Source organism: Corynebacterium sp. HMSC068G04 (assembly GCF_001814885.1).
Lineage (GTDB): Bacteria > Actinomycetota > Actinomycetes > Mycobacteriales > Mycobacteriaceae > Corynebacterium > Corynebacterium hiratae.
The window spans coordinates 94774-114295 of record NZ_KV818319.1 but is presented as its reverse complement, the minus strand read 5'-3'; the positions used below and the strand labels follow the sequence as shown (position 1 = coordinate 114295).

The following is a 19522-nucleotide window of genomic DNA, read 5'->3' as shown; positions in this document are numbered from 1 at the left end:
GTGGTGTTTCGTTATGCCCGCCGCCGTAGATAAGCGGCGGACCAAAAGCTAGGCGATGTCTGCGTCGGAGCGCTCGTCGCGGGACAGGTTAATGCCCAGGGACGGAGCGCCGTCCATGTCGTCTTCGTCGGAGCCAGACAGTTCCATCGGCGTACCGTCGGTGGAGAGAACTTCCACATTCAGGCAGAGGGACTGCAGCTCCTTGAGGAGGACCTTGAAGGACTCCGGGATACCCGGATCCGGGATGTTGTCACCCTTGACAATGGCCTCGTAGACCTTGACGCGGCCGACCACGTCATCGGACTTGATGGTCAGAAGCTCCTGCAGGGTGTAGGCAGCGCCGTATGCCTGCATTGCCCACACCTCCATCTCACCGAAGCGCTGGCCACCGAACTGTGCCTTACCACCCAGCGGCTGCTGGGTAATCATGGAGTACGGACCGGTGGAGCGAGCGTGAATCTTCTCGTCGACGAGGTGGTGCAGCTTGAGCATGTACATGTAGCCCACGGAAACCGGGTACAGGTAGGGCTCGCCGGAGCGGCCGTCGAAGAGGCGGGCCTTGCCGTGCTCATCCACCATGACGTCACCATCGCGGTTCGGCTTGGAGGAAGCCAGCAGACGAGAGATCTCCTCGTTGGTGGCACCGTCGAAGACCGGGGTTGCGGTGAGCGACTCCGGCGGGACGTCGTACAGCTCTTCCGGCAGGGTCTTGAGCAGCTCGGCGTTGGCCGGATCCTCGGTATCGATCTTCCAGCCGGCGTGTGCCAGCCAGCCGAGGTGGACCTCGAGAACCTGGCCGATGTTCATACGACGCGGCACACCGTGGGTGTTGAGGATGATGTCCACCGGGGTGCCATCCTCCATGAACGGCATATCCTCCGGCGGGAGAATCTTGCCCACAACGCCCTTGTTGCCGTGGCGGCCGGCGAGCTTATCGCCGTCCTGGATCTTGCGCTTCTGAGCCACGTAGACGCGGATCATTTCGTTGACGCCTGGGGCTAGGTCGTCGTCATCCTCGCGGGAGAAGCGGGAAACGCCGATGACCTTACCGGTCTCACCGTGCGGCACCTTCATGGAGGTATCGCGCACCTCGCGGGCCTTCTCACCGAAGATGGCGCGCAGCAGGCGCTCCTCCGGGGTCAGCTCGGTCTCACCCTTCGGGGTGACCTTACCGACGAGGATGTCGCCCGCGCGGACGTCAGCACCGATACGGACAATGCCGCGCTCGTCGAGGTCACGCAGAACGTCATCGGAGACGTTCGGGATCTCGCGGGTGATCTCCTCCGGGCCCAGCTTGGTATCGCGAGCATCAATCTCGTGCTCCTCGATGTGGATCGAGGTGAGGATGTCTTCCTCCACGATGCGCTGGTTGAGGATGATGGCGTCCTCGTAGTTGTGGCCTTCCCACGGCATGAAGGCAACCAGCAGGTTGCGGCCGAGGGACATCTCACCGTTGTGGGTACCGGGGCCGTCGGCAAGCACCTGGCCTGCCTCGACGCGCTCACCCAGGGACACCAGCGGGGTCTGGTTGTAGTTGGTGTTCTGGTTGGTGCGCTCGAACTTGCGCAGCATGTAGGTATCGCGCTGGCCTTCGTCATCCATGATAGTGATGAGGTCCGCGGTGACGTTCTCCACCACGCCCGCCTTCGGGGTGATGATGAGGTCACCAGCATCGTAGGCGGCGCGCTGCTCCATACCGGTGCCCACGTACGGGGCCTCGGAGCGCACCAGCGGCACGGCCTGGCGCTGCATGTTCGCGCCCATGAGGGCACGGTTAGCATCGTCGTGCTCGAGGAACGGAATCATGGCGGTTGCCACGGAAACCATCTGGCGCGGGGAAACGTCGACGTAGTCAACGCCGGCGGCGTCGGTCACGCCGATATCGCCGTCCTTGAGGCGCACCTCGATACGGTCGCCGGTCAGGGTGCCGTCGGCATCCTTCTCAACCTCTGCCTGCGCAATAGCGAAGCGATCCTCTTCATCAGCGGTGAGGTACTCCACCTGGTCGGTGACCTTGCCGTCTACAACCTTGCGGTACGGGGTCTCGATGAAGCCGAAAGCGTTGACGCGGGCGTAGGAAGCCAGCGAACCGATCAGGCCAATGTTCGGGCCTTCCGGAGTCTCAATCGGGCACATGCGGCCGTAGTGCGAAGCGTGGACGTCTCGCACCTCGATGCCGGCGCGCTCACGGGACAGACCGCCCGGGCCCAGCGCGGACAGGCGGCGCTTGTGGGTCAGGCCGGACAGGGAGTTGTTCTGGTCCATGAACTGCGAGAGCTGGGAGGTGCCGAAGAACTCGCGGATGGCAGCAGAAACCGGGCGGACGTTAATCAGGGAGGTCGGGGTAATCGACTCTGCGTCCTGGGTGGTCATGCGCTCGCGAACGACGCGCTCCATGCGGGACAGGCCCACGCGGACCTGGTTCTGGATGAGCTCGCCGACGGTGCGCAGACGACGGTTACCAAAGTGGTCGATGTCGTCGGTGTGGATGGAGATCATCTCACCGTTCGGGGCCTTCATCTCACGCTCGCCGGCGTGCAGGCGCACGAGGTACTCGAGGGTGACGGCAATGTCTTCCTCGGTCAGGGTCATCAGACCGTCGTGGTCTCCACCCAGGCCGAGCTTGCGGTTGACCTTGTAGCGGCCCACCTTGGCCAGGTCGTAGCGCTTCGCGCGGAAGAAGGAGTTATCCAGCAGTGCCTGCGCGAGGTCACGCGTGGGCTGCTCGCCCGGGCGCTGCTTGCGGTAGATCTCCAGCAGAGCCTCATCGGTGTTGGCCACGCCATCGGACTCGAGGGTGGACATCATGAGCTCGGAGAAACCGAAGCGCTCCTTGATCTGCTCCTCGGTCCAACCCAGGGCCTTAAGAAGCACGGTGACCGGCTGGCGGCGCTTACGGTCGATGCGCACGCCGACGGTGTCGCGCTTGTCGACGTCAAACTCGAGCCACGCACCGCGGGAAGGAATGACCTTCACGGAGTGCAGCGGGCGCTCGGTGGACTTGTCGATGGTCTGGTCGAAGTAGACACCCGGGGAACGCACGAGCTGCGAGACGATAACGCGCTCGGTGCCGTTGACGATGAAGGTGCCCTTCTCGGTCATCATCGGGAAATCACCGATGAAGACGGTCTGGGACTTAATCTCCTGGGTGTCGTTGTTGATAAATTCTGCGGTGACGTACAGTGGCGCCGAGTAGTTGATGTCTTTCTCTTTGCACTCGTCCACGGTGTTCTTCACCGGCTCGAAGCGAGGCTCCGACAGGGACAGGGACATGTTGCCCGAGTAATCCTGGATCGGAGAAAGCTCCTCGAGGATATCCTCAAGGCCGCTCGTCACGCGTGCGTCTTCGCCGCGCTCTGCCTGCTCGCGCTCGCGCCACTCGGGGGTGCCGATGAGCCACGCGTAAGAATCGAGTTGTAGATCGAGGAGGCCCGGGACGGCGATAGGCTCGCTGATTTTAGCGAAGGAGTATCGCTTCGGGGCTCCAGGGATGTTGGCCACTGACTTGGTCTGGCGGGAGACTGCCAAGATGGGTCCTTCCAGTACCTCTGGCGGATTGCGGCCCCACCCTGGCCGGTGAGGTGCAAAACCGCTGGTAGATTTAGCATTCGGTCTGCTGTGGAATGACTGGGTTTAGAATGCACAAAATCACCTTGTCAAGTCGGTTTTACCATCACCGCTCGAAAGGCTAAATGTGCACTAAAGATCCAGATTCCAGCGCAACGAAATAGCCTATAGCATAATGGCGGCCTTGTAAAGGCGAAACGCGCCCACGGCGTGTCGCTACGTAGATCCGCACGCGCGGGCCCCTAGCACGCGCAGCTAGCGGGAGTGGCGGCTAGTGGGACGTCGGAAAGCGCCTAGCGCCCCAAGCAACACCAGAAGCGCACCGATTCCGATGCCGCCCCAGCGCACCCACTGCCCCACAGCACTCCGCGGGAAGCGCTCGGCCTGCTGGAGCAGCTCCGCGCGGGATTCCTCAGAAGTCGCACCATTGAAGGCGAACTGCACCTCACGCTCGTTACCCTCGCGGTCGGCCCAGTAGTCCTTGATATCGACGTCCATGCCCACGACGAGTCCGGTGGCTTGATCCACGTAGAGGTCCCGGGTTGCGGCGTGGAAGAGGTAGCCCTGCTCGGTGGAGCCATCCTCGTTGCTCAGCGTGGTCGTCGTGCTGCCAGCATAGAGGGTAGCCACGTTGGTGGGCTCAATCTCCTGGCGGTAGCGGTAGACCGTGCGGCCGTCGATGTCGAGGGATTCTTCGAAGACGGCGTCGGCCGCCTTGCGCAGCACCGGGTCAAAGACCGGGTAGGTAGTCTGCTCGGCATCGGCGGGCAGCTTCAGCCAGTAGCCCTCGACGGGCACCTCCGCCGTGGGCGAGCCCATGGTGTGGGAGAGCGCCGCCGGGCCCGTGGCCTCACCGCTGAGGCGGTCAACGGGATAATTCCACACGCGGGCAAAGCTTAAGTCCTCCACGTTGCCCGTGCCGCCGCGGATGGCGGACTCCCCCACTCGCAGCGTCGCCGTCTCCTTGTCTGCTGGGTCCTGGATGTCCAGGTTGAGCTGATAAGTCATCGGCCCCTCATACTGCGTAACGCCCTCCGCGGATAGCTCCTGCGCGGTAGCATTGTCATCCTGCAAAGTCCACGTCGTGTCCTCGATATCCAACGGCAGGCGCGGACTAAAGCTCAAGAAGCTCGACGCCGTCAGGCCGGCCGCGATCAGCGCAACGCCGAGGCCGAGCAGGAGGACGGAGAAGATGCGGGACTTGGGCAGCATGGTGGCTTATCCTACCGATTCGTTTGCTCAAAACACATTTCCCCGGAGGGTGCGTTTCAGATTCACGTGGCGTTGACGGGGGCTACCGGAGCGTTTAATAGTCTAAGGATAAGTGCCCCACATCACACTTGAGATCGGATCGGCAGATTGCAGGAACCAATGAAGAATGACCCCCAAAGCAAGAACAGAGACTTCCGCCTCTACCTATGGTCAGACCTCGTGGCTCAGATAGCTGGGGTGGGAGCCGGGCTTGCTATTCCAGTGGTCACTCTACGTTTGAGCGATAGTCTTACCCTTGCCGGCCTGTATGGAACCATCACTGGAATTGCGGCACTGGCAGGCGGCATCATCGGCGGCTCTCTTGCGGATATGTGGCGCCGCAAGCCACTCATCATTGTGACCAACGCGCTGGCTGGGATACTCAACCTCGCGTTAGCGGGCCTCATTCTATCCGGAAGCTTCTCCCCCATCGTCTTCGGTGCGCTACTCGGGAGCATGATGCTCTTTTACCGAATAGGCCAAGCTTGCTCCGACCCTTGCCTGCCCCAGCTCGTTGAAGAAGAACAGCTCGCCGCCAAACAAGGGCTCATCCAAGCACGTCTGCAATTTGCGGGACTCATCGGCCCCACTGTGGGCGGCGCACTTCTAGAAGTCAATGTGGCTCTGCCCTTCGTGTTTGTCGGTCTGGCAAATTTCCTCACCATCGTCTTCTTCCTCTTCATCAGGGCTAACCTAGACCCCGCAAAGAAGGCAGAGAACAAGCTCCTACGCACAACCAAGGAAGGCTTAGCCATCGTGGCTCGCTCGCCCCTACTTCGCGGGCTCATTGCCATGCAAACACTGTCGAACTGTGCAATTAACGGCTCACTGTTCATGGCCGTCCTCATACTGGAGGAGGGGAACAACCCTGGATGGGTAACGGGACTAGCCCGCACGTCCATCGGCCTCATCGGGATTGTGGGTGCTTTGTCGACGGGTTGGATGCAAAAGAAGTTTTCCTTCGCAGCCCTTCAGGTAGGCACATGTGCCTGGGTTGCTGCATCAATCGCATGTGGTGCCCTGCTCAGCCCCAGCCTGTTGATGATCATCCCGCTAGGACTGTCCGTTCTTACAGCCCCAGCCGCCGGCGCGGTAACCTATGCCGCACTCCACAGGCTTATGGCCGAAGAAACATTTGGCCGAGTCACCAATATCCAAATGAGCACCGTCGTTTCACTCTCTAGTGTGTGGTCGACCCCTCTGGCCGCAATATCTCATCGCTGGACCTTGACCACTGGTTTGTGGGCAAATGCGCTCGCCGGGCTCCTCGCAATCGGGCCCGCCCTCATCTTTGTGCGCAGAGCCGATCGCGCCCTTGCGCAAGCAGACGCGAAGGAGAAAGAGGACTCCCCTAGCCACTCATAAGCGTAAGTCAACTGTTTCTATGAGTGAGAGTCGGCTTCTTCTTTGTGATTCCACGGAACGATAGCGCTGACATCCGTGATCTGGCGAGCTTTCCACAGATCGTATTCCTCTTGGAGTCCGAGCCAGAACTCCGCGGAGTTCCCAAAGTAGGCCGACAAACGCAAAGCCATATCGGCACTGATACCGAGCGTACCGCGGGTAATTTTGGACACTTGAGAGCGGGTAGTGCCAATGTCGTTGGCCAGGCGATACTGGGTAATACCACAGGGTTTGAGGAATTCTAGGAGAAGGATTTCTCCAGGATGCGGAACAGGAACAACATCAACATGAGTATGCGCGTCAGTGGTAGTCGATAAAGTCAACGTCAACAGCTCCTTCGGGTGTCCACTTGAATATGATGCGCCACTGCGAGTTGACGCGAATTGAGTAGTAGCCCTCTAGGTCACCCTTGAGCCGCTCCAACCGGTTTGCTGGTGGAATCCGAAGGTCCGTGACATTTACAGACCGCCCAATCATAAGTAACTTGCGGCGCACTACCGAACGCAATTCCGATGGAATATATCGCGGCGGCACACCATCCTGATGGAACCGCTCGAGACTTCTACGCCGAAATTGCACACCCCAATAGTGTCTCTTTTTGACCCTAGTGTCAAGACCTGACACGAAATGTTTAGAATCCGCTGGGCCATCGGGGTCCCGACAAAACGGGAACAACCCCGCACCGCGCAAAAAGCGGAACGGGGTTGTTGGAGCGCAGCGAGTGTACTGCGCAGGAAAGCTTTAGTAATTCAGGTGAATTACTTGAGCTCGACGGAAGCGCCAGCCTCTTCGAGCTTAGCCTTAGCAGCGTCAGCGTCGTCCTTGGAAGCACCCTCGAGGATAGCCTTCGGAGCACCCTCAACGAGCTCCTTAGCTTCCTTCAGGCCCAGGCCGGAGACGATCTCGCGGACAGCCTTAATAACGCCGATCTTCTTAGCGCCAGCGTCGGTCAGAACGACGTCGAACTCGGTCTTCTCTTCCTCAGCGGCACCGCCGGCAGCCGGGGCACCAGCAGCAACAGCAGCAACCGGAGCGGCGGCCTCAACGTCGAAGACCTCCTCGAACTCCTTGACGAACTCGGAGAGCTCGATGAGGGTCATTTCCTTGAAAGCTTCAATGAGCTCGTCCTTGGTGAGCTTAGCCATGATTGGCATCCTTTCTCATTGTTCCTAGCCGCACTAGGCAGCCAGATAAGTGTGTGTGTTTAAGTTGTGCGCCTGTAAGTGGCGTCTTAAGCTTCCGCAGCCTTCTTGTCCTGCAGGGCCGCAGCGGTGCGGACCATCTTGGTTGCAGGAGCGTTGAATACGGCGGCAGCCTTTGCCATAGAACCCTTCATGGCGCCAGCCAGCTTTGCGAGGGTGGTCTCGCGGTTGTCCAGCTTGGCGATGGCCTCAACCTGGTCGGCAGACAGAGCGTTGCCGTCCATGTAGCCACCCTTGATAACGAGTGCCTTGTTGTCATCAGCGAACTTGGTGATGACCTTCGCAGCATCCACTGCCTCGCCCTTGATGAACGCAATAGCGGTCGGGCCAGTCAGGTGCTCGTCAAGACCCTCGATGCCAGCTTCGTTGGCAGCGATCTTGAAAAGGGTGTTCTTGGCGACGGAGTACTCAACGTCAAAGCCGAGGTTGTTACGCAGCTCCTGGAGCTGACCCACGGTCAGGCCACGGTACTCGGTAAGCACGATGGAGTTTGCACCCTCGAGCTTCTCCTTCAGTGCCGCCAGGTCTGCGGTGTTCTTCGGGTTTGCCATTTTCTACTTCGCCTCCTTTCGAAACATCTCTTGTGTTTTCCGCCGGGGCCTTCCCTACTCCGCTTGCCCGATGGACAACCGAAATAACAAAAGCCCCGTGCAAGAGCACAGGGCGCGCGCGGAAATCCGCGCTTATTCGCAAAGTGTCTCCTGCGTGGGCCGCCCTCTAGGATGAGGAACCTTCGATCCGGATATCCGGATGACCGACGGTCTTCGGTGAACTTTGACTCGGCCTCAGCGGGCCGTTCAAACTTCGCTAGGTACCTTACAACCCGACCTGTCATAACTCCAAATTGCTCCGCTGAGAGCTTTCGACGCGGGTTCCTGCATGAACGTTGTCAGTCGCTGAGCACTCCGCGCGGAACGATGACGGGGGCGTCGCTGCGTGGGTCGTCCCAGATCTCGACGTCGATGCCATAGGCTGCGGCCAGCACTTCTTTCCGCAACGCCTGGCGGGGCGTTCCCTGCGCGATGACCTCGCCGTTGTTCATGACCACCATGGTGTCGGAGTACTGCCCGGCCAGCATGAGATCATGCAACACGACGACGACCGTTTTCCCAGCGTCGGCTTGCTTGCGCACGAGCTGCAGAACGCTGATGGCATGGGCTGGATCGAGGAAGGTTGTGGGTTCGTCGAGAAGCAGCACTGGCGTGTCCTGCGCCAAGGCCAGCGCGAGCCACACCCTCTGGCGCTGGCCGCCCGAGAGTGCCGCGATGTCACGGTCGATGAAGTCCGTAATGCCAGTCTCCACGCAGGCCTGCGCGATGATGTCGCGGTCCTTCGCGGACAGTCCCCGACCACGGCCCAGGTGCGGGTAGCGGCCGCGCGCGACGAGCTCGCCCACCCGCAGCCCATCCGGCGCCGTCGGCTGCTGCGGAAGAAGCGCCACGTGGGCAGCGGCTTCCTTCGGACTCATGGCGTGCACGTCCAGCTCGCCGATGTGCACGCTCCCCTGCCGCGGGCGAAGAATCTTAGACAAGGTCTTCAACAATGTGGATTTGCCGCAGCCATTGGGCCCGATAAGCGTGGTGATTTCGCCTGGGCGGGCCACCAAGTCAACACTCGACAGGATGTCTTCCCCATCCTTATAGCCAGCATGAATACCAGTGGCCGTAATTTCTCTGTCTTTCACTCGCTTTTATCCTCTCCGCCGTGCGGCATTCCACACCAAGATGACCAGGGCGCACCCTCCGATGATGGAGGAGACTGCACCCACCGGAGCGTCCATCGGCAACGCTCCAGCAATGACAGCGCACGCGCTCAACAAGGCAGCGCCTGCAGCACAGGAGACCAGTGGCACAGGCGTGGGCGTCCGGGCAACAATGCGCCCCACATGCGGGGCCAGAAGTGCAATGAAACCAATGGGACCGGCCACGGATACGGTCACCGCGCAGATGCCCGTAGCTGCCACCAGCAGCAGCGCGCGTGTTCGCGTGATGTTGACCCCGAGGGAAAGGGCCGAGAGATCATCATGTGCAAGGAGCGGCAGCTCCCGAGCACACCACAGGCCAAGAACCACGAAAGGAGTCAGCCCCACGAGCAGAGGAAGAATGACCTCCATCCGCACGAAACCCGTGGTTCCCGCCAGCCACAGCTGGGATTGCGCCGCGCGGAGGAGCTCGGCTGCGCGTAAGAGATACGCCACCAGCGCTTGGAACAGCAGGGAGAGCGCGATTCCGACGATGACGATGCGATTGCTCGTGCCGATTCCCCCAAGCGCCACCAGCAGGATGGCCGCTAGCACCGCACCCAACAGCGCGAGTCCGGCCCGCCACCAGAACATGGAGAGGCCGTCGGCAAGCAACGGCCGGGAGAATACCGTTCCGAGGACCACCATGACGGACGCGCCACCAGTCACGCCAAGGATGTCAGGCGAGGCCAGCGGATTGCGCGACATGGATTGCGTCCACGACCCTGCCAGTCCGAGCGCGGCGCCCACGATGAGGGTCGCTAGAGCTACCGGCATGCGCAGGTCCCAGACAACGCGGATTTCGCTGCGGCTTCCGCCGCCGTTGAGGATCTCCAGGACCCGCCCCGGGCTCAAGTCCACGGGCCCCTGCCCCAGCAGGAGGACATAGGAGCTTGCCGCGACCAGAACAAAGAAGCAGGTGGCCGCCCATATCCATGCCCGGCGCTGCCGCTCCTGGGAACGCAGTTGCTTGACGACGTCCCCCTTCACCCGCCCACTCATAGCTTGTGCTCCCCGCGGTGTACGGCCCAGATGAGAAATGGTGCGCCCACAAAGGCCAAGACGATGGACATCTCCAACTCAGAGGGGCCCGCGATGAGGCGGCCGAGAATATCCGCAGCGAGTACGGAGCAACCACCGAGCAATGCGGCTGGGGCAATCATCGCGGTAACTTCTGGCCCCGTGAACCGGCGCAGCAGATGGGGGATGGCGAATCCGACGAAGGCAATGGGCCCTGTCGCCGCAGTTGCGCATCCTGCTAGAACAACGATGCTCGAGGCAGCGCCGCGCCGCGCCAGCGTGGGAGAACCACCTAGAGCAACCGAGGATTCCTCCCCCATTGCCAGAAGATCGAGCGGGCGCGCCACACGTGCGGCGATGATAAACCCGATGAGCAATCCGACACCTGCGATGGCGACATCTTCTGGACCGCGCCCAAACGTGGAGCCAATGGTCCACCGGCGCATGCTGTCGAGGACATCCGTGGAGTACAGGCCGATCAACATGGCGCTAGAGCTCAAGGCAGCAGCAACACCTGCGCCGACCAAGACCAGCGTCAGGGGATCCTGAAACCTGCGGGACACACCCAGCACTAATGCTGTGGCCAGGCCGGCGCCTACGAGGGCGAGCGCTGTCCGCATCCCGGTTGAGGTGGCGACACCTAGCGCCGTCCCGAGGGCAACCAGGAACGAAGCTCCCGCGGTGATACCGATGAAGCCCGGATCCGCCAAGGGGTTTCTAGTCCAGGACTGGGCGATTACACCCGATACCGCGATTGCTGCTCCCGCGAAGTAGGCCACGAACGTGCGGGGGATACGCAAATCCCACACGATGTTCTCGATATCTGCTTCGCCTCCGCGGAGGAGGGCAGACACCAGATCCGGCAACGGAATAGCCCTCGAGCCAACCGCCAATGAGCACAGCAAAAGGAGGAAGGTCGACACAACCAGGGCCGTGGTGAGCAGTGCGCGGCTTCTCCCCCGCGAATCCAGTGCGTCTGCCTTGCCACGGCGTTGCGGGTACGCAACGCCGTGGATAGCGTCAGCCTTCCTCGGTAGTGCGAGCACTTAGAGCTGCTCTTCGAACTTGTTGACGGCCCACGGGATCGTCAGCGGGTTCGGCACGCTCATCGCATTGCCGGTGTCCGTGTCGAGGTAGCGGACGCGTCCATCCTTGACCACGTCCAGGCCTTGGAATGTGGAATCCTTCTTGAGTTCATCGACCGCACCGTTGTAATCCAAGACGAACAGATAGTCCACATTGTTGAGCTGGGAGTAGTTTTCCGGGGCATAGTCCACGAAGAAGCTGGAACCATCACCCTGCAGTTCCTTGGGGATCTCAAAGCCGAGGTCTTCGATGAACTGGCCACGGCCGTCTTCTGCCGTGTAGAGGCCCAGCTTCCCGTCATAGGGCATGAGGATGGCTGCGCGCTTGCCCTGCAGCTCCGGGTGGGAGTCCTTGAACTGCTCAAAGGCGCCCTCTGCTTGGTCAATGAGCTTCTCCCCCTCCTCTTCCTTATCCAAGGCAGAGGCGATGGTCTTGACTTGCTCATCCCAGGGGATCTGCCAGTCCTCGAAACCTTCGGGCTTCACGGTCAGCGGGGCGATATCCTCGAGGGATTTCTTCGCCTCCTGATCCACTGCCTGGTTCACGGCGATGATCTGTGTGGGGTCCGAGGCAGTGACCTGCTCTAGAACCTCGGCCGTGAAACCGGAGGCGGTGTTATAGATCACCTCGGGCTGGGCATCTCCCAAAAGCTCCTTCGCCCATGGGCCAACTCCGGAGGGATCACCATCCCCTTTCGCACCCCAGGGGGCCACAGCAACCGGAGTGATTCCGAGTGCCAGCACGGTATCGGCATCACCGAGCCCCAGGCTGGCAACGCGCACCTCCTCAGCACTGTCCGCACCCGCGCTGTCCTCGCCACTTCCGCGGGAGCACCCCGCTAAAGCAATCGCTGCCGCTGAGACAATAGCGAGCACGGTTTTCGCGCGCCGGTGGATAGCAACCATGGAATAAACCTTTCCTTCAACGGGAACGAGCATGCAAGCATTCGCACCCCTAAATTATTTGAGGCTAGCCTAACCTGTACGTTATGATGGTTTCAAATTTGGCCTCTACCTAGGATCAATTCCCTTGACGCATCACCGCTTATTGCCCGTCCCCCTCACCGGGAACACCCGCCTCAAGCCGCGGCTGCACCGTTTAACTTTTCACTCGCCGGCTTTTAGTGACTACCCCTTAGCCGGGCCTGACGAGTATTTTGGGCTCCTCATGCCCCAAGACGAGCAGGATTTTTCGCCCTTCCCGGTCGACGATGTCAATGTTCGCGCCGCCGTCACCCGATTGCCCGACGACATTCGCCCAGCATTGCGCTGGTACACAATTCGCAAGCTCAACCAAGAAGCGTGCACCATCGATGTCGACGTGGTGACCCATGGCGATAATGGCCCGGGCTCACGCTGGATCCTCAATGCCCAACCCGGGGATACCGCCGGAATATATACCGGGCAAGCACTGTGGCAGGCCCCTAGGAAGTCACAACTGTTACTCGCAGATGCCTCTGCCCTACCGGCGCTGTGGCACATCCTCGAGCACTACGAAGCCTTCTCACCGGAAACCTTGGGTGCAGTCGACGTCGTTGCCATGATCACAGACGACGCTGAAGTTGAAGACGGCTTGGAGGAGACGTGGCGCGGCAAGGTCCGCTCACTCACCATGGTCCTGGCTCCACACGACGAACACTGCACACGCGCCAGACAACTTCTCGGCTCCCGTTTCACCGCGGATACAGCGCCGGATTCGGTGTGGGTATCCGGCGAAGGGGACCTGGCCAAAGCAGTGCGCTCGATAGCCGTGCATGACTGGGGTGTGCCGCGCGAAGACGTCATCTGGTCCGTGTACTGGATGAAGGGCAAGCCGCGGCCTTAAAGCGGACTTCGCACGCATCTAATCCTTTTAACCGGCAGCGGATAGCCGGTGAATAACTCGGTGCGCTGCCACATGGTTCCCATCAGAAGGTTTCCGTCAGGAGGTTTCAGTCAGAAGGTTCACCTGCCCCCAAACGAACCTTCTTCGCTCCTCCATATGGTTTGTTTGCCCCCAAGAAAACCTTTTGACTAGAACCATCTACATCCAGCGTCCGCGTTTGCCCTAGGCCTGATGCATCTCCGCTTAAGTCCACGGCGTGGAGTACCTGACTTGGGTTACACAGTACAACGCGGGCCCCGGTGAAATCCGGAACCCGCGTTGTAAGGGGTCTTGTTTATCAGGCGGTTTCTCACGCCGCCCGCCCTGCAAGACTCAGGGTGTTCTCTCTATCTCTCATGCGCCTCTCTCAAACGCACAAGAATTAGTATGCAGCACTTTCCTTGAAAGGCCATCGTACTTAGCTGCCAATTACCTGTCAGAAAGATATCCGGCCGTGACCTGCATAAACAAAAGAGAGAAAGCGCGAAAAAGGCCCCAGCTCATCCAAGAGCCGGGGCCTAAAATTCGTTTACACAGACATCAATTAGTCGGTGTAGTTCTTCTCCACGGAAGCATCGACCGGGATGCCCGGGCCGGAGGTAGTGGAGATGGTGATCTTCTTGGCATAGATGCCCTTAGCGGAGGACGGCTTCAGGCGAATGATCTCGTCGTACAGCGCGCCGTAGTTCTCAGCCAGCTTCTCAGCATCGAAGGAAGCCTTGCCGATGATGGCGTGCAGGTTGGAAGCCTTGTCCACGCGGAAGGAAATCTTACCGCCCTTGACGTCAGCAACAGCCTTGGTCACGTCGGCGGTCACGGTGCCGGTCTTCGGGTTCGGCATGAGACCACGCGGGCCCAGCACGCGTGCAACGCGGCCAACCTTGGCCATCTGATCCGGGGTGGCGATAGCAACGTCGAAGTCGATGTTGCCCTCGTTGATGGCAGCGATCAGCTCTTCGGTGCCCACGATGTCGGCGCCAGCAGCCTTAGCGGCCTCAGCGTTGTCACCCTCAGCGAAGACGGCCACGCGGACGTCCTTACCGGTGCCGTGCGGGAGGGAGACGGTGCCACGAACCAGCTGGTCAGCCTTACGCGGGTCAACGCCCAGGCGGAAGACAACGTCGACAGTAGCGTCGAAGTTCTTGGAGGAGGTCTCCTTGGCCAGCTTGGCGGCCTCGATCGGACGGTACAGGCGAGAGCGGTCTACCAGCTCAGCGGCAGCCTTGTATGCCTTGGACTTGGTGCTCATAAGTGCAATTCCTTTTCTTGGATTGATGTGGTGATAGCGGGCCGAAGCTGGCCCTGCCACGCGCGATACAGAACGTATCGCGCATTAAATCGAATTTTTACTTAGCCGGGACGCCGTCAACGGTGATGCCCATGGAGCGAGCGGTACCAGCGATGATGCGGGCGCCGTTCTCAATGTCGCGAGCGTTGAGGTCCTCGAACTTGGTCTGTGCAATCTCCTTGCACTGATCCCAGGTCACGGAGCCAACCTTGTCGGTGTGCGGAACGCCAGAGCCCTTCTTGATGCCAGCAGCCTTGAGCAGGAGCTTCGCTGCCGGCGGGGTCTTCAGCTTGAAGTCGAAGGAGCGGTCCTCGTAGACGGTGATCTCCACCGGCACGACGTTGCCGCGCTGGGACTCGGTCGCAGCGTTGTAGGCCTTGCAGAACTCCATGATGTTGACGCCGTGGGCACCGAGTGCCGGGCCGACCGGCGGAGCCGGGTTAGCAGCGCCTGCCTCGATCTGGAGCTTGATCAGGCCAGTGACCTTCTTCTTGGGAGCCATCGAATTACCTCTTTCCTGTGGTACCGGAGTGCCGCCACGATGAATAACAGCGCCCCGTCCGGATGCTCACGCATTGTGGGCCACCGGAGGATGAACGTTTCAAGATGCGCAAAAGCGCACGGCGTTCAAGTTTAGAACACCGTGCGCCCAGCTCAAAATCGCTTTTTAGGAGATGCGCTCGATCTCCGTCGGGGACAGCTCCACCGGGGTCTCGCGGCCGAAGATGGACACCAGGCCCTGCATCTTGCCGGTCTCCGGGTCAATCTCGGAGATGGTGGCGGAGACGGAAGCCAGCGGGCCAGACAGGATGGTGACGGCCTCGCCCACCTCGAAGTCGTGCGCGTAGGCCTTGGCGGCCTCCTTCTCCGGCATAGCCACGACCTGCTCGCCTTCGGAATCTGCTGCGGAAGCTTCTGGAGAGACCGTCGGATCGTTCGGCATGAGGAACTTAGCCACGTCGCGGATCTTGACCGGGGTGGCGTTACCTTCGTTGCCCACGAAGGAGGTCACGCCCGGGGTATCGCGAACGACGGACCAGGCAGCGTCATTAAGCTCCATGCGCACCAGCACGTAGCCCGGCAGCAGCTTGCGCTTAACTACCTTCTTCTTGCCGTCCTTCTTTTCAATGGCCTGTTCGACCGGCACAACGACCTCAAAGATGGAGTCCTCAACCTCGAGGGTCTGTGCACGCATATCGAGGTTGGTCTTTACCTTGTTCTCGTAACCGGAGTAGCACTGGATGATGTACCACTGGCCAGGCTGCTTCTTCAGCTCGCGGGTAAAGGCGCGCAGGCGGGACTTGTACTCAGCGTCGGCTGCTGCGGCGGCGTCCGCGTCAGCGCTTGCCGACGCCTCCCCTGCGCCCTCGCCTTCAGCCTCAGCCTCGTCCGTGCCGCCACCGAGGGCGGCTTCGGCGGCCTTGGTAGCAGCTTCCTTCTCGGCGGCTTCCTTCTCCTCTGCGGAGAGCTCCTCCTGCGGCTGCTGGGCCTCCTCGGTAGCCTCGACCGCCTCCGCGGCCTGTTCCTGGACGTTATCGATCATGGCCTGCTCAAGGGAAGTGCCAGTGTTTTCTTCGCTCATTGTCTGCTACTCCAAATTGGTAATTATTCTTCTCGTCCCCACCAGGGTACTCGGCCGGACTTGGGCAAAAAGTATCCCGCCGTTTCCCCTAGTCGAGCTAGCGGGAAGGCGGCGGGATGAAAGTATGTAATTAGTTTACTAAGGCGCGAGGATTGCTTCAACTCCGAGGCCAGTCAGCGCGTCCACGCCCCACACCAGAGCGGTGAGGACGATAAGGAAGGCGAAGGTCACCAGAACGTACTGAACCATTTCCTTGCCGGTCGGCCAGACAACCTTCTTGAGCTCGGAGGCAACCTCACCCGGGAAGGAGCCGACGGATCCGCCGAAGGAATCTTCCTTCTTGTCCTCGACGCGCACAACACGCTTGTCAGTGTAGGAGCCGGTAGAGGTGGTCGCTGCGCCAGAGAGCTGACGCTTGCCGGTTGGGCGCGGAGCCCCGGTGCTCGGCTGCTTTTCATCGCTCACGGCGATTCCCTCCTTGGAAGTGATGTGGCAGGGGCGACAGGACTCGAACCTGCAACCTACGGTTTTGGAGACCGTTGCGCTACCAATTGCGCCACGCCCCTCTGCGTGCCCTTTTGGGACAACGCACAACCCTACCAGAACGATGATTCCCCATGGAAACCACGTGCCGTATAAGGCTGGGAGTCGGTAGTGAAAAAGCGCCCGTATGCGGGCGCTTTTCTTTCCCGGTAGCGATGGCGAGAATTGAACTCGCGACACAGCGATTATGAGTCGCTTGCTCTACCACTGAGCTACACCGCCATATTCACTTTCTGAAAGCTTCCAGAAACATGAATGGAGCCCCCTGACAGAATCGAACTGTCGACCTTTTCCTTACCATGGAAACGCTCTGCCGACTGAGCTAAGGGGGCACAGCCTCTTTGAGTCACGGAGTTTCTTCCGCTGTGCTCTCGTTGAAGCCTTGAAAAGATTAACCCGAAACGCTTAAACAACACAAATCGCCAGTACGACAAGGGTTTTTGCGCACTTTTCAGGCACCTAAACTCACACGCATCACCCTTGCACCACTCTCGCGGTAGACCACCCCCACTCCAGGCGCGCCAAATCCAGCTATTGTTGATGTATCAAATACTTTATGTGCTCTAGGGAGGACACATGAGCTCTGGTACCCAGAAACAGACACCGAAGGACTGGGCCGGCGACGCCCAGAATGCCTCGACGGACGGCGAATTCAAGCGAGACACCAACTACATCGGTGACCGCATCCTCGCCTCAGTCACTGGTGACAATCCACAGCCCTCCGTGAGTGGCAGTGGCGAGACTTTGGACTGGCCGGTGCAGCCCCACCGCTACCGTCTCATCGCCGCGCGCGCTTGCCCGTGGGCACACCGCGCCGTCATCGTGCGGCGCCTGTTGGGACTGGAAAATGTCATCTCCTCAGGCTTGGCGGGCCCGACCCACGACAAGCGCTCCTGGACTTTTGATCTCGACCCCGACGGGCTCGACCCAGTCCTGCGCATCCCCCGCCTGCAGGATGCGTATTTCGCACGCTTCCCTGACTACCCGCGAGGCATCACGGTGCCAGCCATCGTGGAGGAATCCAGCGGCAAAGTCGTGACCAATGATTTCAACTCCATGGTGCGAGACTTCCAAACCGAGTGGACCGAGTACCAGCGAGAAGGCGCGCCCAACCTGCTGCCGCCATCCGAGCAGCAGGAGGAGATGGAAGAAATTAACGACTTCATCTTCAGGAAACTCAACAACGGCGTGTATCGCGCGGGATTCTCCGCATCCCAGGAGGCTTATGAAGAGGCCTATGCGGATGTCTTTGAGGTCCTCGATTGGTTGGAAGAACGGCTAGCCCACCGCCGGTTCATCATGGGTGAGCACATCACGGAGACCGATATCCGGGCATACACCACCCTGATCCGCTTTGATGCCGTCTACCACGGCCACTTCAAGACGAACCGGAACAAAATCAGCGAGATGCCGAATGTCTACGGCTACCTGCGCGAACTCTTCCAGACCCCGGGCTTCGGCGATACCACCGACTTCACGGAGATCAAGCAGCACTACTACATCGTCCACCGCGAGATTAATCCCACCCAAATCGTGCCGGCCGGTCCGGATCTGTCTGGGTTGGCCCAGCCCCACGGCCGCGATCATCTGCCGGGTGCACCATTCGCTGAAGGCACCACCCTGCCGGGGCCGTTGCCTGAGGCCGAGCAGTTGAAGAACCCCGCGGACTTCCAGCGATAGCGATAAGAAAATCCCGCAGACACATTTTTGCGTCTGCGGGATTCATGTTGTGCCAGGTAGAAGATTCGAACTTCTGAAGGCAATGCCGGCGGATTTACAGTCCGCTCCCTTTGGCCGCTCGGGCAACCTGGCAAGCACTCTTGAGTGCGGTTATGTACTTTACTACGAACTCCCGCCCAACATGCAAATCGCCAGGCAGGAGGGTATTTTAACCAACGCGCTGAACGGTATAGTCCGCCAGCTGGCGCAGAGCCTCACTAGCCGTGCACTCCGGGAGCAGGGAGAGCTGGTCCTCGACCACGCGCAGGTACGCGTTAACGTCGGCCAGCGCCTTATCGCGGCCGCCCGACTGCCACAGCAGCTCGATGGCGCGCTGTACGGAGGCGTCGTCCTCAAGCGGGCCCGTCAGCAGCGCGCGCAGCTCATCGCCAACCTCGCCTTCCTCCTCCAGGGCATAGAGCACCGGCAGGGTGAACACACCCTCGCGCAAGTCCGTGCCCGGGGTCTTCCCGGATTCCTCGGAGTCGGAGAAGATGTCGATGACATCGTCGACGATCTGGAAGATCATGCCCACGGCCGCACCGATTTGGCGCAGGGCCTCGCACTGCTCCGGGCCCGCACCCGCGTGGTAGGCACCCAGGTAGCCGGCGGACGCGATCAGCACCGCGGTCTTTTCCCGGATCACCGCCGTGTAGTGCTCCACGGCATTGGCTTCGCCAGCACCGATGGTTTCCCGCATCTGGCCGGTGACGAGCTCCTCGAAAGTCTCCGCGAAGTGCTCCACCGTGTGGGTATCCAGCTGGCTCATCAGTCGCGAGGCGTGCGCGAGCAGTGCATCGCCCGCCAGAATGGCCACCGAGTTGGTCCACCGAAAGTTCGCGGAATCCACGCCGCGGCGGCGCTCCGCCTCATCCATGACATCGTCGTGGTAGAGCGTGGCCACGTGGACCATTTCCACCACGGTGGCCGCCTTAATCACCTCGGGCGATTGCGAGCGTTCACCAAACTCGGAAGCCAGCAACGCCATCATCGGGCGGAAACGCTTGCCCCCGGCCAGGGAGAGGTGGCGCACCTTGTCTTTAATGAAGTCCTGCCCGCGGTCGAGCTCCGTATTCAGCAGGTCCTCTACAGCAGCCATCCCGGCGTTGATACGCTCGGTGAGCTGCGCATCCCCCAAGTCCACGTGCTTGGCGTGAGTTTGGCCGTGTGACATTAAACGTGTTCCTTTAAGCTCAAAAATCCTAGTGTTTACTTACCGTAGCCCATGGCACGGCCCTCAACACACTTGTGGCCAC

Annotated in this window: 18 protein-coding genes and 4 tRNA genes; 3 read left to right on the top strand and 19 right to left on the bottom strand. The window is 60.5% G+C overall.

The annotated features are described in order from the left end of the window. Positions 1-48: 48 nt before the first annotated feature. Together HMPREF2993_RS05870 and HMPREF2993_RS05865 are read right to left on the bottom strand one after the other, a co-directional pair. Entirely contained in the window at positions 49-3528 is a 3480-nt protein-coding gene (locus HMPREF2993_RS05870) for a DNA-directed RNA polymerase subunit beta (protein WP_046647757.1), read from the bottom strand. 294 nt (positions 3529-3822) lie between these two features. Then, positions 3823-4779: a cell envelope lipid trafficking protein PgfA gene (locus HMPREF2993_RS05865; RefSeq protein WP_046647759.1), complete on the bottom strand. Its 957-nt coding sequence runs from the start codon at positions 4777-4779 to the stop codon at positions 3823-3825. Positions 4780-4938: 159 nt separating this feature from the next. On the opposite strand from HMPREF2993_RS05865, the gene HMPREF2993_RS05860 reads away from it, so the two are divergent. Next, positions 4939-6183, top strand: coding sequence for an MFS transporter (locus tag HMPREF2993_RS05860; protein WP_070701486.1), 1245 nt, complete (start codon positions 4939-4941; stop codon positions 6181-6183). A 17-nt stretch (positions 6184-6200) separates the two neighbouring features. Here the strand turns inward: HMPREF2993_RS05860 and HMPREF2993_RS05855 are convergent, their stop codons facing one another. The 8 genes from HMPREF2993_RS05855 to HMPREF2993_RS05825 all read right to left on the bottom strand — a co-directional run bounded on the left by HMPREF2993_RS05855 (position 6201) and on the right by HMPREF2993_RS05825 (position 12176). Continuing rightward, positions 6201-6545 carry a HigA family addiction module antitoxin gene (locus tag HMPREF2993_RS05855; RefSeq protein ID WP_230308966.1) on the bottom strand — a complete coding sequence of 115 codons (345 nt, stop codon included), beginning with the start codon at positions 6543-6545 and terminating at the stop codon, positions 6201-6203. Continuing rightward, positions 6523-6756, bottom strand: a complete 234-nt coding sequence (locus tag HMPREF2993_RS13110; RefSeq protein WP_231913979.1) for a type II toxin-antitoxin system RelE/ParE family toxin — start codon at positions 6754-6756, stop codon at positions 6523-6525. Before HMPREF2993_RS13110 ends, HMPREF2993_RS05855 begins: the two co-directional genes overlap by 23 nt. Positions 6757-6980: 224 nt before the next feature. Continuing rightward, a complete protein-coding gene (rplL, locus tag HMPREF2993_RS05850; RefSeq protein ID WP_046647762.1) occupies positions 6981-7367 on the bottom strand; it encodes a 50S ribosomal protein L7/L12 in 387 nt (128 codons plus the stop codon). A gap of 86 nt (positions 7368-7453) precedes the next feature. Continuing rightward, positions 7454-7975 carry a 50S ribosomal protein L10 gene (gene rplJ, locus HMPREF2993_RS05845; protein WP_010189711.1) on the bottom strand — a complete coding sequence of 174 codons (522 nt, stop codon included), beginning with the start codon at positions 7973-7975 and terminating at the stop codon, positions 7454-7456. 338 nt (positions 7976-8313) lie between these two features. Further along, positions 8314-9108: an ABC transporter ATP-binding protein gene (locus HMPREF2993_RS05840; RefSeq protein ID WP_070513377.1), complete on the bottom strand. Its 795-nt coding sequence runs from the start codon at positions 9106-9108 to the stop codon at positions 8314-8316. A 6-nt stretch (positions 9109-9114) separates the two neighbouring features. Then, a complete protein-coding gene (locus HMPREF2993_RS05835; protein ID WP_070513381.1) occupies positions 9115-10167 on the bottom strand; it encodes a FecCD family ABC transporter permease in 1053 nt (350 codons plus the stop codon). Next, positions 10164-11231: a FecCD family ABC transporter permease gene (locus HMPREF2993_RS05830; RefSeq protein WP_083306509.1), complete on the bottom strand. Its 1068-nt coding sequence runs from the start codon at positions 11229-11231 to the stop codon at positions 10164-10166. Before HMPREF2993_RS05830 ends, HMPREF2993_RS05835 begins: the two co-directional genes overlap by 4 nt. Then, positions 11232-12176 (bottom strand): ABC transporter substrate-binding protein, encoded by a 945-nt coding sequence (locus HMPREF2993_RS05825; RefSeq protein WP_046647765.1) that lies wholly within the window; start codon positions 12174-12176, stop codon positions 11232-11234. A gap of 124 nt (positions 12177-12300) precedes the next feature. Between HMPREF2993_RS05825 and HMPREF2993_RS05820 the strand changes: the two genes are divergently transcribed. Continuing rightward, positions 12301-13095 (top strand): siderophore-interacting protein, encoded by a 795-nt coding sequence (locus tag HMPREF2993_RS05820; protein WP_070701484.1) that lies wholly within the window; start codon positions 12301-12303, stop codon positions 13093-13095. Positions 13096-13678: 583 nt separating this feature from the next. Here the strand turns inward: HMPREF2993_RS05820 and rplA are convergent. The 7 genes from rplA to HMPREF2993_RS05785 all read right to left on the bottom strand — a co-directional run bounded on the left by rplA (position 13679) and on the right by HMPREF2993_RS05785 (position 16879). Further along, the gene (rplA, locus tag HMPREF2993_RS05815; RefSeq protein WP_010189722.1) at positions 13679-14383 is read right to left on the bottom strand and encodes a 50S ribosomal protein L1; all 705 of its coding nucleotides are present in this window, start codon (positions 14381-14383) and stop codon (positions 13679-13681) included. A 97-nt stretch (positions 14384-14480) separates the two neighbouring features. Further along, positions 14481-14924 (bottom strand): 50S ribosomal protein L11, encoded by a 444-nt coding sequence (gene rplK / locus HMPREF2993_RS05810; protein WP_010189723.1) that lies wholly within the window; start codon positions 14922-14924, stop codon positions 14481-14483. 165 nt (positions 14925-15089) lie between these two features. After that, positions 15090-16004, bottom strand: coding sequence for a transcription termination/antitermination protein NusG (gene nusG, locus HMPREF2993_RS05805; RefSeq protein ID WP_049154835.1), 915 nt, complete (start codon positions 16002-16004; stop codon positions 15090-15092). Positions 16005-16142: 138 nt separating this feature from the next. Further along, the gene (gene secE / locus HMPREF2993_RS05800; protein ID WP_046647902.1) at positions 16143-16469 is read right to left on the bottom strand and encodes a preprotein translocase subunit SecE; all 327 of its coding nucleotides are present in this window, start codon (positions 16467-16469) and stop codon (positions 16143-16145) included. Positions 16470-16494: 25 nt separating this feature from the next. After that, positions 16495-16570, bottom strand: a tRNA-Trp gene (locus HMPREF2993_RS05795). Positions 16571-16697: 127 nt separating this feature from the next. After that, a tRNA-Met gene (locus HMPREF2993_RS05790) sits at positions 16698-16769 on the bottom strand. A gap of 34 nt (positions 16770-16803) precedes the next feature. Beyond that, positions 16804-16879: transfer RNA gene (locus HMPREF2993_RS05785), tRNA-Thr, on the bottom strand. 244 nt (positions 16880-17123) lie between these two features. Between HMPREF2993_RS05785 and HMPREF2993_RS05780 the strand changes: the two genes are divergently transcribed. Further along, positions 17124-18227 carry a glutathione S-transferase C-terminal domain-containing protein gene (locus tag HMPREF2993_RS05780; protein WP_070516465.1) on the top strand — a complete coding sequence of 368 codons (1104 nt, stop codon included), beginning with the start codon at positions 17124-17126 and terminating at the stop codon, positions 18225-18227. Positions 18228-18277: 50 nt separating this feature from the next. Here the strand turns inward: HMPREF2993_RS05780 and HMPREF2993_RS05775 are convergent. Next, positions 18278-18359, bottom strand: a tRNA-Tyr gene (locus tag HMPREF2993_RS05775). 76 nt (positions 18360-18435) lie between these two features. Continuing rightward, the gene (locus tag HMPREF2993_RS05770; RefSeq protein ID WP_046647769.1) at positions 18436-19440 is read right to left on the bottom strand and encodes a polyprenyl synthetase family protein; all 1005 of its coding nucleotides are present in this window, start codon (positions 19438-19440) and stop codon (positions 18436-18438) included. Positions 19441-19522 lie beyond the last annotated feature (82 nt).